General features: G+C 34.5%; 14 protein-coding genes. All 14 read right to left on the reverse strand.

The window, feature by feature from the left end:
- Positions 1-2 precede the first annotated feature (2 nt).
- Positions 3-806: a glycosyltransferase gene (locus ABJH98_RS16125; RefSeq protein WP_348308733.1), complete on the reverse strand. Its 804-nt coding sequence runs from the start codon at positions 804-806 to the stop codon at positions 3-5.
- Positions 807-1,688: a glycosyltransferase gene (locus tag ABJH98_RS16130; protein WP_348308734.1), complete on the reverse strand. Its 882-nt coding sequence runs from the start codon at positions 1,686-1,688 to the stop codon at positions 807-809.
- Positions 1,689-1,699: 11 nt separating this feature from the next.
- Positions 1,700-2,605: a sulfotransferase gene (locus tag ABJH98_RS16135; protein WP_348308735.1), complete on the reverse strand. Its 906-nt coding sequence runs from the start codon at positions 2,603-2,605 to the stop codon at positions 1,700-1,702.
- Positions 2,606-2,610: 5 nt separating this feature from the next.
- Complete coding sequence (glf, locus tag ABJH98_RS16140) at positions 2,611-3,726, reverse strand: UDP-galactopyranose mutase (RefSeq protein WP_348308736.1); 1,116 nt, start codon at positions 3,724-3,726, stop codon at positions 2,611-2,613.
- The gene (locus tag ABJH98_RS16145; RefSeq protein WP_348308737.1) at positions 3,714-4,601 is read right to left on the reverse strand and encodes a sulfotransferase; all 888 of its coding nucleotides are present in this window, start codon (positions 4,599-4,601) and stop codon (positions 3,714-3,716) included. Before ABJH98_RS16145 ends, glf begins: the two co-directional genes overlap by 13 nt.
- On the reverse strand, positions 4,601-5,551 hold the full coding sequence (locus tag ABJH98_RS16150) for a sulfotransferase (protein WP_348308738.1): 951 nt from the start codon (positions 5,549-5,551) through the stop codon (positions 4,601-4,603). Before ABJH98_RS16150 ends, ABJH98_RS16145 begins: the two co-directional genes overlap by 1 nt.
- Positions 5,552-5,556: 5 nt before the next feature.
- A complete protein-coding gene (locus ABJH98_RS16155) occupies positions 5,557-6,516 on the reverse strand; it encodes a sulfotransferase domain-containing protein (protein ID WP_348308739.1) in 960 nt (319 codons plus the stop codon).
- Positions 6,513-7,394 carry a sulfotransferase domain-containing protein gene (locus tag ABJH98_RS16160; protein WP_348308740.1) on the reverse strand — a complete coding sequence of 294 codons (882 nt, stop codon included), beginning with the start codon at positions 7,392-7,394 and terminating at the stop codon, positions 6,513-6,515. The genes ABJH98_RS16155 and ABJH98_RS16160 overlap by 4 nt, the downstream gene beginning before the upstream one ends.
- Positions 7,387-8,406, reverse strand: coding sequence for a sulfotransferase domain-containing protein (locus ABJH98_RS16165; protein WP_348308741.1), 1,020 nt, complete (start codon positions 8,404-8,406; stop codon positions 7,387-7,389). The genes ABJH98_RS16160 and ABJH98_RS16165 overlap by 8 nt, the downstream gene beginning before the upstream one ends.
- Entirely contained in the window at positions 8,399-9,001 is a 603-nt protein-coding gene (locus ABJH98_RS16170) for a sulfotransferase family 2 domain-containing protein (protein WP_348308742.1), read from the reverse strand. The genes ABJH98_RS16165 and ABJH98_RS16170 overlap by 8 nt, the downstream gene beginning before the upstream one ends.
- 1 nt (position 9,002) lies before the next feature.
- Complete coding sequence (locus ABJH98_RS16175) at positions 9,003-10,340, reverse strand: polysaccharide biosynthesis C-terminal domain-containing protein (RefSeq protein ID WP_348308743.1); 1,338 nt, start codon at positions 10,338-10,340, stop codon at positions 9,003-9,005.
- A complete protein-coding gene (locus ABJH98_RS16180; RefSeq protein ID WP_348308744.1) occupies positions 10,337-11,194 on the reverse strand; it encodes an O-antigen ligase family protein in 858 nt (285 codons plus the stop codon). The genes ABJH98_RS16175 and ABJH98_RS16180 overlap by 4 nt, the downstream gene beginning before the upstream one ends.
- A 470-nt stretch (positions 11,195-11,664) precedes the next feature.
- Positions 11,665-12,732, reverse strand: coding sequence for a hypothetical protein (locus ABJH98_RS16185; protein ID WP_348308745.1), 1,068 nt, complete (start codon positions 12,730-12,732; stop codon positions 11,665-11,667).
- A gap of 34 nt (positions 12,733-12,766) precedes the next feature.
- Positions 12,767-15,304 carry an SLBB domain-containing protein gene (locus ABJH98_RS16190; protein WP_348308746.1) on the reverse strand — a complete coding sequence of 846 codons (2,538 nt, stop codon included), beginning with the start codon at positions 15,302-15,304 and terminating at the stop codon, positions 12,767-12,769.
- Between the last annotated feature and the right edge of the window lie 32 nt (positions 15,305-15,336).

Genomic DNA, 15,336 nt, shown 5'->3' on the forward strand with positions numbered 1-15,336 from the left:
AGCTATCTATTTTTATAAAGTCTAACCTTGAACCAATTTAGAATTGAGGGTGAAATCAGGTGGGTCAGAAATGCACGAATGAGACCATAGGTTGGATATATTCCAAAATAATAGTTGTCTAAAAATAGTTTCAATCGACTTTTTGTTTGTGTACTTCTTTTTGAAAGGCTTATTCCCGTAGGGTTTAATTCATATTCTACAAGCACTTTATTCAGCACAGCAGTTTCATGTTTTTTGGAGATTCGCATAAAAAAAGCATGATCTTCCAAGGCTGGGTAATCCTCAGGATAAAAGCCTATATTTTCGATAATCGCCGTTCTAATCATGACAGCAGGATGTATAAATGGATTATACACATGAATGTCTTTTTTTAGCTGGTTGTAATTAGTAGCTGGAGTTAAATCGAATAACTTTTGTCTGTCCATATTTACGAACCTAACGAATGACCCTAAGAGGGCAACAGTTGGGTTATTTTGCATATATGATACTTGTTCTTTAAATCTTTCATTAAGGTTTCTGTCACCAGCATCTATTCGAGCGATAAACTCAAATTTATTCAATTCACATATTTTTTTTAATCCAAAGTTGAGTGTGCGAGTAATCCCAAGGTTTTTAGAATTTAATATTAATTCAATTCTAAAATGCTTTCTAAAACCATCACAAAGTATTTCTAGTTCTTTATCGAGTTTGCTGCCATCATCAATAAGAAATAGAGTAAACAGGGATGATTCTGAAACCAATGATTCTAGTGTTAATCTCAGACCATTTAGGTTTTTATAATGTGGTAAAAGAACAGCTACTGACATTTATTTTAGATCAGAAATATTCATTGACAAACCATCTCTTATGCCTCGAATTGCATCAAAAACACGTTTCCAATAATCTCCCTTTTGAAAATTGATGAGTAGAAGTTTGCCAAAGTTATAAAGCAATAATGAAAAACGAGATTGTCCAGCAATCCTATTAAACACAATTACATTTCTAAAGAAATAATAGGTCTTCCAAGTGCCATAAGTGGGAATCTCTCGCGTGACTAGACCAAAGGCAAGCTTGATAACTTTAGAATCTCTGCCTGAATGGTGCATGCCAGCATCAATCGGTAATATATATATATCATAGACCTTTCGAATTCTTCGAATCCATTCTTGATCATCTAGATAAATGAACCAAAATTTATAGGGAAAGCCTACATTTTTGTAAATGTCTTTATGGACAAATAAAAAAGGAAATCCTGCGTCCTCAGTTTTTGTCAACTCATCTTTCATGTTTTGATCTGAAAACCATTTGCTATTTTCAGCTCCACAAAAAAATTGATTTCGGCCTTTGTCGAAAAACCTTCCAGAGCAGACTTTGATCTCACTTTTAGTTAAGTAAGGCTCTGCTTTTTCGACGTAATCAAGGGCTGGTTCACAGTCATCATCAAACTGCAAAGTCCAGTCATAACCTTTTTCGAATGCATAGTCAAAACCTCGTCTAAAACCACCAGCACCTCCAGTGTTTTCTTGAGTGATTATTGTTACATCATCCAAAGTTTCTAACCATTCCCCTGTTCCATCAGTACTCGAGTTGTTTATGATTATAAGTTCATCAAGCGATCTGGATTGCTTGGCTAAGGATGCATAACACTTTTTGAGTAGGTCTAATCTATTGTGAGTAACGATAAACCCACATATTTTTAATTTTTTCATGGAGGGCAAAATTAACCATTATAGTCTCTCCATAAAGAAATATCCACTCCTAATTCTTTCTTCAATCGTAAAACGTCTGATTTAAAAAATGGGATTAATTTCCGAATTGTATCATCTTGAAGTTGTGGATTGGCTTTTCTGAATTTTGAGAGAATTTTAGCTTTGAAAGAAGAGTAATCAACAGGTATTACTTTCTTAATAAAATCTTTAACAGGACTGTGTCCGTGTAAAAAGCTTGTGATGGCATTGTCCTGATAGGTGCCTCCTTCATTAAAACGCTCCTCTATATTTGGTGGAATAAAATCGCTTTGAATCCCAAGAAATTTGAAAATTCGAGTCAGTTGATTGTATTTGTCAGCTACAAATAATTCGAACGGAATCACCAAAACCTCATCAAATGAGTCCTTAATTGCCTGAACCTTGTCAGAATATGTAGAATTGTAGGCATATCGCCAAAAATCAGAGTAGCCCTGTTTTTGCCTGTTTTCTTCTTCTGACATAGCTTGCTCAAAACTCAGTTTTTCTCGCTTTTCTCTAACCAAATGCAAATAGTTTGAATATGCTCTGTTTATTGGGTCTCGAAGAAGAACAATGACTTTAACTTGACCAAGTTTTTCCTTGATAATTGGAAAACATTCGGGGTAGCTTGCATAAGAAGGAGAAACATCACCTATGGCTATTTCTTTGTCCACAAAAGAATAAAATTGGGCATATTGATCCCAGTTTGCAGCGTGATATTTATTTACCGCAGCATCTCTTGGTCCCTGGACATTTTTAGACAAAATATCATGTGTGAAATAATGCAGTTCTTTTTGAGAGGGTAAAAAAATCTGAGGATGATGCTTAAGATAGTGATGCATCGAAGTGGTTCCACATTTGGGTAAACCAGCAATTAGAAAATTAGGGACTTTCTTCATAAGGGCTATATGGATTCGCTTTTCTTCAATGCCGCTCCTATGACTTGATGCATGTCGTAGTACTTGTATTCCGCCAATCTACCTCCAAAAATGTATTTATCATCAGCGTCAGCTAATGCTTTATATTTCTTATACAATTCATTATTCTTATCATTGTTGACGGGGTAATATGGCTCTGCACCATTTTCCCACTCAGAGCTAAATTCTTTGGTAATAACGGTTTTCTTTTGCTTACCAAATTCGAAATGCTTATGTTCTATGATTCTAGTATATGGAATTTCATATTCAGTATAGTTGATTACTGCATTCCCTTGATAATTTTCCATTTCATGAGTTTCATTTTCGAACCGTAGTGTTCGGTAATCCAACTGACCGAACTGACAGTTAAAAAATTCGTCAATGTTTCCTGTATAAACTACTTTTTCTGCTAAACTATCGAATGATTCTCGGTCTTGTAAGTAATCAATTCCTAGACGCACTTCTATTCCTTCTAAAAGTCCTTCGGTAAGGAGATTGTAGCCTCCCTCTGGTATTCCTTGATATTTATCATTAAAATAGTTGTTGTCATATGTAAATCTCAATGGTAAACGTTTGATGATAAATGCAGGTAGCTCAGTGGCTTTTCGTCCCCATTGTTTTTCTGTATACCCTTTAATAAGTTTTTCATAAATATCTTTTCCTACCAAATTAATAGCTTGTTCCTCCAGATTCATTGGGCGATCGGTTCCAAACTCTTGGACTTGTTCATCGATCTTGGCTTTCGCTTCATTTGGAGTTTTTGTTCCCCACATTTGATAAAAGGTATTCATATTAAAAGGCAAATTGTACAGCTTGCCTTTAAAATTAGCTACCGGCGAATTGGTGTATCGGTTGAAAGGAACAAATTGATTTACGTAGTCCCATATTTTTTTGTCATTAGTATGGAAAATATGAGCACCGTATTTGTGAACATTAATGCCTTCTATATTCTCGCAAAAGGTATTCCCACCAGTATGGTTTCGTCTGTCAACTATCAAACACTTCTTTCCCTTTTTTTTTGCTTCGTGAGCAAAAACACTGCCGAATAACCCAGCTCCAACAATTAAATAATCATAGGTATATTTCTTTGTTACATCAGCCATTTTGATAGATCTCTATTTATTATTTTTTCTAATTTATTAATATCATCTGTAAAGAATCGAGCCAATTCAGCTCGAGTTTCTACATTCATTTTTTGTTTGCTAAGATTGCGTTTGAGTAAGTAGTCTTTTGCTTTTGTTCGAATCGTTTTGGGAATGAGACTCAAAATCCATTTTTTCACTTCACTATTACTTCTTAAAACAGATTGAAGATGCTTTGATTTTGGAACACCGGAAAAGTTTTTAATGGTATATTCAATTTCAATTTCTTCATCAACTTCTAATATTTGAAAAAGTTCTTTTGTTACCTTTTTTGGATCTTTTTTTAGATCATCAAAAAGAAAGACTTTAAAATGGGGAAATACTGAAGCATAATGAGCGATGGCTTCACTATACAAGCCTGCAGTTTTGTAGTACCATAAAAATTCCCAGTTGTTTCGAATTCGTTTGGCCTCTTCATTAAGCGCCTCTTCAAAAGTTAGTGTTTCTAATAGATCCCTCACTTTATGTAGATAAGCTGAGTAAGCTCTATCTACTGGGTTCCTTAATATGGCTATGACTTTTATATCAGTTCCAAGGTCTTTTACTATTCGTGGAATTACTTTTTCATGGTAAAAAATATAGTCTGCAGAAATATCCCCAAGTAATGATTCACTTCTGTTTTGAAATAATTGATAATAGTCTTCTGAAGATTTTATTAACCTGGCATTCATTCGTTCAGATCCGGGCCCTTCATAATCCCCATCATAAGAAAAATATTTGCATTCCTTAATTTCAGGAACGTATATATCTGGGTGCTGCGTCAAATAGTCAAAAAGAGAAGTGGTTCCACTTTTAGCTGCTCCTATGATTACAAAGTTTGGTTTATTCTGCTTCACTATATAATGGGTCTGTCTGATGACGTTGAGTATATTTTAATCTCAAAGTAATCTAAAACTCTCTGTACTTGATTTAATTCTACATCACTGACAAAGTTACGCCATTTGCTCAATTGCTCTGTAGTTGATTTTCTAAGATCTCCAGCAAAATCAGTTCTGCTTTTTTTGGACATGGCTTCTTTCAATACTTCGGTGTTAGAAAAATCGCAAAAAGAATTAATTTTTGTTAGTTCTTTGACCGGATCAATAAGTAGTTCTTCATAGTAAAGGGTGTACCATTTTTTATCTTTATGGTCTAATGCTTCTTTGTTATGAATGCACCATAGTGCAACTTGATTTTCGAGATGGCTCGATAGCGTTTGTAAAAACTCAAAATGTATAGCGTAATGTTCTGTATACCTAAGATTTGGGATTTTTAGTGGCCCTGTTGTGCGTTTGGATTTGAAAGCTTTAATTTGAGAAAGTGCTGTGGAAATTGGGTGTCGAAGTAAATGTATGGCCTTAATATCGAATTGTTTGGTGATCCAAGGTAAAGCGCCATTGGCACGAATGAATTTAACAACATAAGGTTTATCAATAAAATATTTTGATGGCGTGGCACTGATGCTATAGCCATTGATTTTTTCCCCTTTAAAAATGGATTCAAATTGTTCCCTAGCTTCTGGCCATTCCACATTTTCTGGAATCGAAAACCGAGATCCATTTTTGCTATTGAGGCCTAAACTAGGCTTCAGTAGACCACGTGTTGGATGAAATGGCTCCCAAATAACCGTTCGATTGTCGACATTTTCAAGAATTTGTGAAAGCCAACTGCTTCCCCCTCTTGGATCTGAAAACAGATAAATATTCTCCGTTAAGTCACGAGGTTCTAAGTTGTTTGCCCAGCGATAAACTTTGATGAGCAACACATAAAAGTTCCTATAAGATCGTCTAATATATGGTGTGACCATCTCTGCTAAAAATAATTATATTTTGAAAAATCTAAGTCAGGCAATAATTTCTTCAATTTCTCATTGCTAGGCACATAGTAATCTCCAATCAAATTGTCAATTTCGTTTTGAAGACGGGTTTTTAATCTTTTATCCAGAGGTGAAGTGAGCAACCCAAAAGTTAGGATGAAAAATTTCGCCAATTTTCTTGTTATGAAATTGCTCCAAAAAGAGTAATTGGTATAAGAATTTTTATTAATAAGCACATTCAACGCACGTAAATGATATTTGCTAAAATGATAACTTTTCTTATTTACGATTTTTTCAGATGCTTTCTTAGCATAACCACTTAAATCTAGGTCAACATACTTTCCTAAGCGATCAAAAAATATTTCGGGTTGGTGTTTAAATATTTCATAAGGAAGAACAAGAACATGATCTTCACCAAATAATTGTTGATAGTGTTTAATTAAACCGTCATACTTTAAATAGTTTTTAGAAAAATAAGGTCTAAAATCATCGTAATGAGTGGTTAGCATCTTTTTCAAAGAAAATGTACCTCCCTCTTGAAGGTATTGAAAGTAGTGGGAAAGAATGGCACTCTTCTGTTCCCGTATCATGATAAGAACCTTAGGTTTATCAAAATTGGTGCTTATTCTTTCGGCAATTGCCAATGCATCAAATCCTCCACTTGATGGATGACCACTAAGCCGTTCTCTTGATATTACCCAGTTTTTATTGGTAAAATCATGAATGCCGGATGTGATTATTTTTTGTAATTCTTGGTTAACCTGTTCTGTATTATGATCGAATGGCGAAAGCAATTGACCCGATTGATCAGCATACAGAAGTCTGGCCAAACTACTTTGTTTGTCTTCATCCCAGGACAGAGGCACAAAATGACGACTTTTTGCTGAAAAGAGCTCTTTTTGCAACCAGGTAGATCCTGTTTTATGATAACCTATATGGACTAAGATTTCTTTCATTTAGATTTCCAGCTAATGATATCTGACCCAAGATATTCGCTCAATTGAAAAATGTCATTTTCAAAATAATTGGCAAGATGTTGGCGATCAGAATCTGACATTGGTTTTTTTTCTAATGATCTTTTATCCAAATTAGATTTGATCATTTTTTTTATAAAACTAGGCATGAATTTTTTCACCTCTTTGAGCATTGGGGACTTAGATAAGTATTTTTTTAATGCACTTGGCTCTCCTGTGGCATTTAGTTTTTTGACTTGTGGATGGAAATGGGCATCCACATTCAAAAACAAGAATATTTTCTCCATTGTTTCTTGAAAGTGCTCTTTTAATTCTTCCTGTGTCAAAATTAAAACCTCATCAAAAGCTTCTTTGAATGCCCTTACCTGGTTATAATATAATCCGGCATCTTTATATCTCCACATGAGCGCATAATTCTTCTCGATACGATCTTCTTCAGCCTTGAGAGCATTGGTGAAATCTAGGTCCTCAATCATATCTCTACGATTATGTAGATATGCAGAATAGGCTCTTTCTATTGGGTGCCGTAAAATGATGATAATCTTGGTTTGTCTACCGAGTTTATCATGTATTGATGTGATCGTCGGTTTATAGTAGTATAGATAATCTGGAGTAGCTTCTCCTATGGCTGCTTCATTTTTTACTTCATTAAAATACTTGATATATTCTTCCCAAGTTCTTGTCCTTTTCTTGTTTCTATACTCATCACCAGGGCCAGTGTTTTCTATGATTCCACTGAAATACTTGCATTCCTTTTTCTCAGGCAAGTAAATCTCAGGATGCTGGCGCAAACAATCATACAAGGTAGTCGTGCCAGATTTGGCAGCACCAACAATTAGAAAGTTTGGCAAATTATTCATGGCTTTTTATTTTCGGTTCAGAATCAAATGCAGAATAAACTTTTATATCAAAATAGTCTAATACAGTTTGTACATCTTTCTTTTGTGATTCACTTAGAGCATTTTGCCATTTGTTCATCTGTTGAGTTGGATCAGATTTAAGTTGGTTTTCTCTATCTGTAGGGCTTCTAAGCCGGACTTTATCCAAAGTTTTTTGAGGTAATGACAGGCCCCATTCCTTAAAACATCTCCGCAAAGTAGGCTCTGGATCCATGATTAGATTTTCATAATATATCGTCACCCATTTTTGCTCTTTTTGAGAAGCAAGGGCGGGTAAATTATGCACACACCATAATCCCACATTTCTAGTCAACTGTGTGTCAAGCTTTGATAAAAAGTCGATATGTTCTTCAATCAACCCAGGATATTTTTGGTCAGGAATGGATAAAGGCTGAAATTTTTCTCTGTACTGAAAAGTTGATATTTGAGACAGCGCAACAGGAATTGGATGACGCAAAAAATGAATGGGTTTATATTTTATTTTTAGATTATTGACAATCCAAGGCAAGACTGCATTTCCTTTAATAAATTTGACAATAAAGCTTGTATTCGAAAAGTATTGACTTGGATGTAGGCTGGTGGTTATTCCATTTATTTGCTGGCCGTTGAATATTTTTATTAATTCCTTTTTTAATTCTGGCCATTCTAAATCTTTAGGAACGAAGGGATATGTTTTGGTTTTCTGCGTACCTAATCTTAAGTGAGAAGAAACCACACCATATCTTTGATGAAATGGCTCCCAAATAATGGCTCTATTGCCTAAGGAGGTTAAAATTTGCATAAGCCAGGTGCTACCACCTCTTGGGTCTGCAAAAATATATAGGTTTTCATCTGGTTTTATATGTTTTCTACGTACTCTTAAAACTGAACTTAAAACCAAAGAGCGTAGCCAAGCTACAATTAGCTTTAACCTTTGAAAGACTGAAAAGTGATTAATTTTCTTTCGAATCCTATAATATAAAACTTTACTCATATGAATAAGAACCTAAACGGATATCATCTTGAAATAACCCTTCTACTACTTGCTTGAGGTGATCGTTGTAGTACGTTTGATAAGAAGCCCTTTTGGATTTGTTTTTATGAATTAATTCTGCTTCGATATTGATTTTATCTGCTATGAATTTAATCTCATGGTTAAGGTTTTCAAGTTTGGCAATATAGTCAATGTCTTTCACCGGAAACAGTTTAGATTGTCTCATAATATGGCGGTCACAGTTGTCAAGGTTTTGACGCTGTAAGAATCCTACAAAGTAAGCAAAGTCTTTATCCCAACATTCCTTAAATAGCAGTTTTCCTTGAACTTTATCACAATAGCAAGACACTACTCTATCCCAAGGATTTCTGATTACGGCAAATTTAAATTTTTCATCATGCTGATTTTTCACATATTTCACATAGGAACTGTCATTAATCGGAGTATTAGCACTTTGTAGCATGCGCAGCACTGATCTCGTTCCATTTTTGGCAATTCTGAACCAAGTATAGTTTTCTCCAGATGTAATATGATATCGTTCTTTCGGATCAAAATTTCGATAATAGGCGTGTTGTAGGGCTTTAATAATTCTCATATCACAAGCTTAAATATCCAATTTTGTACTTATATGTCCTTCTAATGGATAACGAGCAAAGGGCGTGTCGGACTATTATGGTACTTGAGAAAGCAATGGCGGCTCCATTATACGAATACAATGGGTTAAGAATTAAATTTAAAGTGACAAAGAGAATGAAACTTATAGTATTAATTCTTTTGACATCTTTATTATGTCCAGTCATATTAAGAAAGTTGTCTCCAGCTCCAAAAAATACTTTTAATACTAATCCAACTGTGATAATCAAAAAAGGGACATAACTTTTTATAAATTCCTCTCCATGCAATAATAATAAATACGGAGTGGATATAATCAAAACTAAGACTAAAGGTATAGAAACAAATAATACTAATTGTGTACTTTTTTTCGCCTCGTCGATCAAAGCAGGAATGTCTCCATTAGCTTTATGTTTAGCTAATTGAGGAGAGGTATATCCTTTGACGGTCATGTAAATCATATTTACGATAAACGCATATCTTGTCGCCATTGAATAAAAACTAACTTCTTCCAAATCATGAAAATACCTTAAAAAATAGATGCCTCCCTGCAGAGTGAAAAAATTAATTAGCGTTGTATAATATAATGGTAAACTTTCGCTGAGAATATTTTTTAATTTAGGTAATGCTAATTTATCTTGACTATTTGGGTCAATAGGTGTGGCTTTAGATTCATGACTCACCACCAAAATCAAATATATTCCGTAAACCAAGGCATCAATCAATAAAGCAATTGCAATAGATTTGTTTGGGTGAATAGGGTTGTCCAAATACAAGCCTATTGCTAATACACACAAGACAAAAACGTTCATTGAACCTTGGCCAAGTGCGTAAGGCCAGATTTTCATAAACCCTCTTGAAGAGGATAATGAAAATTCTTTATAGGTTCTAGCAAAAATAGCTACAATTAAAATGATAGGAAAATACTCAATGTGATCTCTTAAAAAGTAATCCTCATTAAATAAAATAAGTAAATAGACAGGTATAAAAAAAAGGAATTGCGACACAAGTAGGAGTCTCAAATTTCCTTTGAGCCAAGGAATCGGAGACAATTTTTTCACTTTTAATTCGGGTAAATTCTTTAATGTGGATCTATTTAATCCCAAGAGTAATAGCATGGAAGAAATATTGGTGAATGACAAGAAGAGAGAATATTCACCAATTGCTGTAGTGCCATATTGAGTAGCAATTATATAATTTAAAGCCAATCCGCAAACGATCCCAACGAATTTCCCACTGAATATTACCGCAGTAGATTTAACCTTTTTTAGTAAGTTTTTTTGTGATAGTAGCTTACTTGTCTTTTTTAGAATTTTCTTCATTTATTTCTATGATCTAGGTATCCCATACTAGCACCAAACAGCAAGAAAAAAAATGGCAAATTCTGATATCCCAATGGTGAAATGTATACAATAAACAAAACTAGGTATGTTATAATACCCCATACAAAAGCCACATTAATACCTATTAATTTTGATGACCTTAACATGGCGATTAATGGATACCAGACTACGTATAAAAAAAACACAAAGCAAAACATACCTCCACCTACCAATATGCTTAAATATGTGTTATGCGGTCTCATTTCATCTTTTATACCGTATATGCCATATTCTTCCCACAAGTGTCGCATGTTGGTATAACCTAGTCCAAATAAAGGGTTATCCATAAAGCCTTGCAATGCACCAATATTCATCGCTACACGATAATCCAAAGATGCTCCTGACCCTGTATCCGAGCTATTGGAAGCCTGACTCACTCTATATTCAACCACGTCTAGTACTAGCATAATCAAATCTAAGTTTGATATTATGACAAAAGCACAAACGCCGATAATTGCTGAATAGAATATAAATCCTCTCATTTCTAATAAATGAGTGAATTTTGTATTTTGGATTTGGTTTAAAAAAATGACAGCTGAAGTAAAAGCTAGAAACAATCCTATTGAAGCTCTTGAAATGGTAAAAATCAACGTGATGAACCCTAAGAGCAATGCTATTCTGGATAAATACCATATAAAATTGGAACGGATAAATTTAGGTGCCAGATAAGCAAAAGGGGATGAGATAAGTATCCATGTGGCTACCCAGTTTGGGTGGCCTACAGTTCCAATTACACGGCTAATGGTTGAGTCGCTAACTGTATTTAACTCGCTTTTGGTTTCTTGACCTAGCATATAACTTAAATTCCCAAATGATGAATTTGTCAATTGTTGAACAATGCCCGTGAAAGATTCAATGATTAAGACAATGAGAAAAAAGTAAATTAAAGTGTTCAATGAATATAATCTATTGTAGGCCTTCCTTGCGAAGACCGCAAAAGAACTTGCTGCAATAAAGCTGAAAACAAGATGAAAATTATCGATTGCATTGTCATGAGTTATAGTAGACAGTAGCAATAAAAAATTTGTTCCAAGAACGGATATGTCCCAGGCATCAAATCTTTCTATGAAAATTGATTTAAACCATGCCTTTATCCCACCAATAATGAGTAGAAAAAAAAATGGAATTTGCCATGTATTGAGATCTATCAGTCCAAGATTTAGGGAAAGAGGAAAAAGAATCCCAAGAAAGATAAATGAAAATAAAAGTTGTTCAAAGTCAACTTTTCTCCATTTGTCCAGAGATATTCTCATGGTTTGAAGTATTAGATATAAAACTCCTTAATAAACAAATATATTAGTGCTCCAAGAAAGCCAGTGAATGTAAATAGAATAATCAAAGAGCCTCTTTTAGGTTCGCTTTTTTCAACAGGTATACTTGGTGGGTTGACGATGGTGAAAACTGGAGCTGCCTCCTTTACTGTCATTTTTGCTTGTTCTAATTGAGTTGAAAGACCTTTCAATATAGAAAATGACAATTCATATTGATTCCTAAGTTCTTCTTGTTCAAAGCGAATCCTTTCAGAAGTTATGTTTTGATTCCTATCTATAAACCCTGCCAAAATGTTCTTTTTTGTTTGATATTCCTTTTCAGCTTCTTCATAGCGAAGAGTGAGAAATTCCAATTCTTCTTTGGCCTTTTTTACATGAAAGTCTACAATGTACTTTTGAAGTTTTTCAAGACATATAGAATTTAATTGCGCAGTAGCGTAGGCATCTGGCATTTTAGTATTCAGAATGATGGATCCAGACTCCGGATTGATTTCTATATTTATTCGTCCACGAAAATTATCCAATATTTCAAAATCTCCCATCGAGAAAGAATAAATTCCGTTTTCAAATGTGATCTCTTTTTCTTCACGATCGGCCTTAAACAAATTGGCAATCTGATAAGGTAGTTTTACTGTGAATTTTACTAAAAAATCTACAATACTAAGGTCATGATATTCTTTAAAATATATTAATGAAGATTTTGTAAGGTTTTTTGATTTAAAATTAAGTTCATGGCCTACTAGGTCAATAATAAAAGGAAAACTATTGACCACTTCTGTGTACATTTCAGGGGAAATCCCATCTACATTACCTCCTCCTAGATTTATTCCTGCTAATCCAGCCAAGCTACTTAGCCCACCTAAACTGGGAGAAGAGCTACTGCTTTCAGATTTTAAAATCACTTTAGATGTCGTACTGAATTCAGGAGTAGTCCCAAATGCAAATACAAATCCTATAAGAATGAATAGGAATGTTATTTTTCCAATCTGTCTCCATTTTTCAACAAAATGACGAAAGACTTCACGAATATCAATAAATTCAGAATTATTTTTTTCGGACATTTTATATCTTGGTTTTACCTTGCAGCGCCATTATCTAGTTCAATAGTCGATCAATTACTAGCGCTAGTGTTGCAATACTAGAAGCCATAGCAACCCAAGCCTGAGCAGATAGTGGTGTTCGATCTGGTTTTCTAGGTACAACAATTTCAGCACCTGGTTCTACTTTTGGGTATGATCTAAAGAATAGGAAACTTTTAGTTTGTGCAGATTGACCATTGGCATATATGATATATGATTTTGATTTTTTGGCTTCTTGATCAAATCCTCCTGCGTAAGATATGAACTTTTTGAAACTATAACCATCTTCATGCCTTACGTTGCTTGGATAAAGCACTTCACCTCTAACTCGTACAGTTTGAAATTCGCGAGGAATACTAATAATGTCGCCCTCCCTTAAAATCATATCGTGCTTGCCTCCAGGGTTCTTTAAAATCTTTTCTAATTCAATTCCAATAGATTCTTGTTGTCTAAATATTTGAGCACTATCAGTAAATAGGGTGTCTTTTTTGAAAAGATAAGTCAAATCTTCTCGACGTATTCGAGCCGCATCTTTTTCTGGATTAACAAGGCCAGTAATTGCTCCATATTTATTGTAAATGTAATTTTCTGGAGGGGTATAATATTCTGTTCGTCGGATCAGTGTAGCTCCTTTAGCGTATGCAAAACTGGTCAAACCGCCAGTTCTTTTAAGTACAGATGAAATAGTTTCGTTTTTTTGATCAAGAGCGTATGCACCAGGGTATTTAACTTCTCCCTCTACAAATATTACTTCCTGTTCATCAAAAAATGGACTTTTTCTAATAACTACAAGATCGAATGGTTCTAGTTTGAAACTTGATGCTTCAGCAGATATTGAAAGATTTTTACTGATGTTAAAATTGAAAATTTCAGCATTATTATATGTGTCAGTTGCGCTGTCAGGATTGATTCTTCTTGCAACTTCGACAAAGGATTTTGATGCTGATTCTTTAAATCCGCCTGCTAAAAAGATTAGGTTTTCCACAGTCATTCCTTCTGCAAATGAAAATTTGCCAGGGCGCTGAACTTCACCTTCTACAGTTAGATGATATTCTTCTCTAAGGTCATAAATAGATTGAAATTTAACTATATCATTATTTTGCAACAATATAGATTCTTCTCCACTTAAAATTTTGGCAGGGTCGAATGCTGTACTGGTTAGTGTGAAATTTTTCTTTTGTCCAATAATTACAGCCCGTTCCATGAATACATCCCCTTTAAAGCCATCTGCTTTTAATATCAGGTCTTTTAAAGTCATTCCGTCTACAAGTTCGTATTCACCAGGGTTCATCACAGGACCTTCTATAGTCACGCGATTCACGAATTCGTTGGTAATCTTACTCACAAATATTTCATCACCGTTCTTCATAGTGAAGTTGCTGATACTATCTAAGTTTATTGAACGAACAGTTTTTTGGTTTTTATCTATTCTTCTTAAGTTAACAACCCCTCTGTATGCTTTGTCTGTTAAACCTCCAGAATAAGTTAATAATTGCTCAAATGTCTCATCATCCAATAATTCATAAATGGCAGGATTCTTAACTTCCCCATCAAAAGTGACACGATTAGTATAAGGTCTAACAATTACTACATCTTGATCTTGTAGCGTTATATTTTCACCAGTTCCCTCAACGAAAAACTTGTATGCATCGAGTGTTGAAATTAATTCTCGAGATCGATAGATTTCAATTTTTCTAAATGAACCATCTTCTGTTGGTCCGCCTGCACTATAAAGTGCGTTAAATGCTGTGCCAAAAGAAGAAAGGGTGTAAGTGCCAGGTTTTTGAACAGCTCCAATCACGTGAACATTGGTTGAACGAATTTGACCCAGAGTAACATCAGCAAAGGAACCTCTATCAATAGTACTGTAGATTTTTTTCAATCTAGCAATCACTTTGCTTTTAGCGTTCTCTACTGTAAGCCCAGATACATAAATTGGCCCAAGATTTGGAACTCGAATTGAACCTTCTGGAGAAACCATTAGTTGGTAGGTTTGTTCTGAAGCTCCCCACACATCAATTATCATTTCATCCCCAGGTCCTATCGTATAATTTTTTGGGGTTGGCATATTTAAGCCTGGCTCAAAAGTCAGAGCACTATTTTCAAAGAATTTCATTCCGAAAATCTTCAAACCGTCTTCTATATTTGTAGAGTCCCCTAAAAGATTGAAGAAAAGATCATTAGGTTCGAGAGAAAATTTATCAACCTCGTTTTCAGCATCTATTTGCTCATTTTTCGATCTTCTAAGGTTTGTTACACTTGTTGAATTACTTCCAGTGGAACTTCCAGATCGCACTTGTAAAATTCGGGATTTAAGTTTTTGGATTTGTGACTCGCTCATCCCCCGGGCTTTCGCCATTAAGATTAATTGGTCTTCTGAATATCCACTTTCTTCTACTTTTGTGATGAATTTTTGAATTTGCTCATCAGATAAGTCATCAACATTAATGCTAGCTATATTTTGAATGCTAGGCATTTGCTGGGCAAATGATTCAAATACGGGAAAAATTAGGGCTAGTACAAGGACTAATGCTACTAATGAAACATGTCTCATATAAGGGATAAATTTTGCGCAATTTAGGTAAT

The sequence above is a fragment of the Reichenbachiella sp. genome (genome assembly GCF_039969095.1).
Lineage (GTDB): Bacteria > Bacteroidota > Bacteroidia > Cytophagales > Cyclobacteriaceae > Reichenbachiella.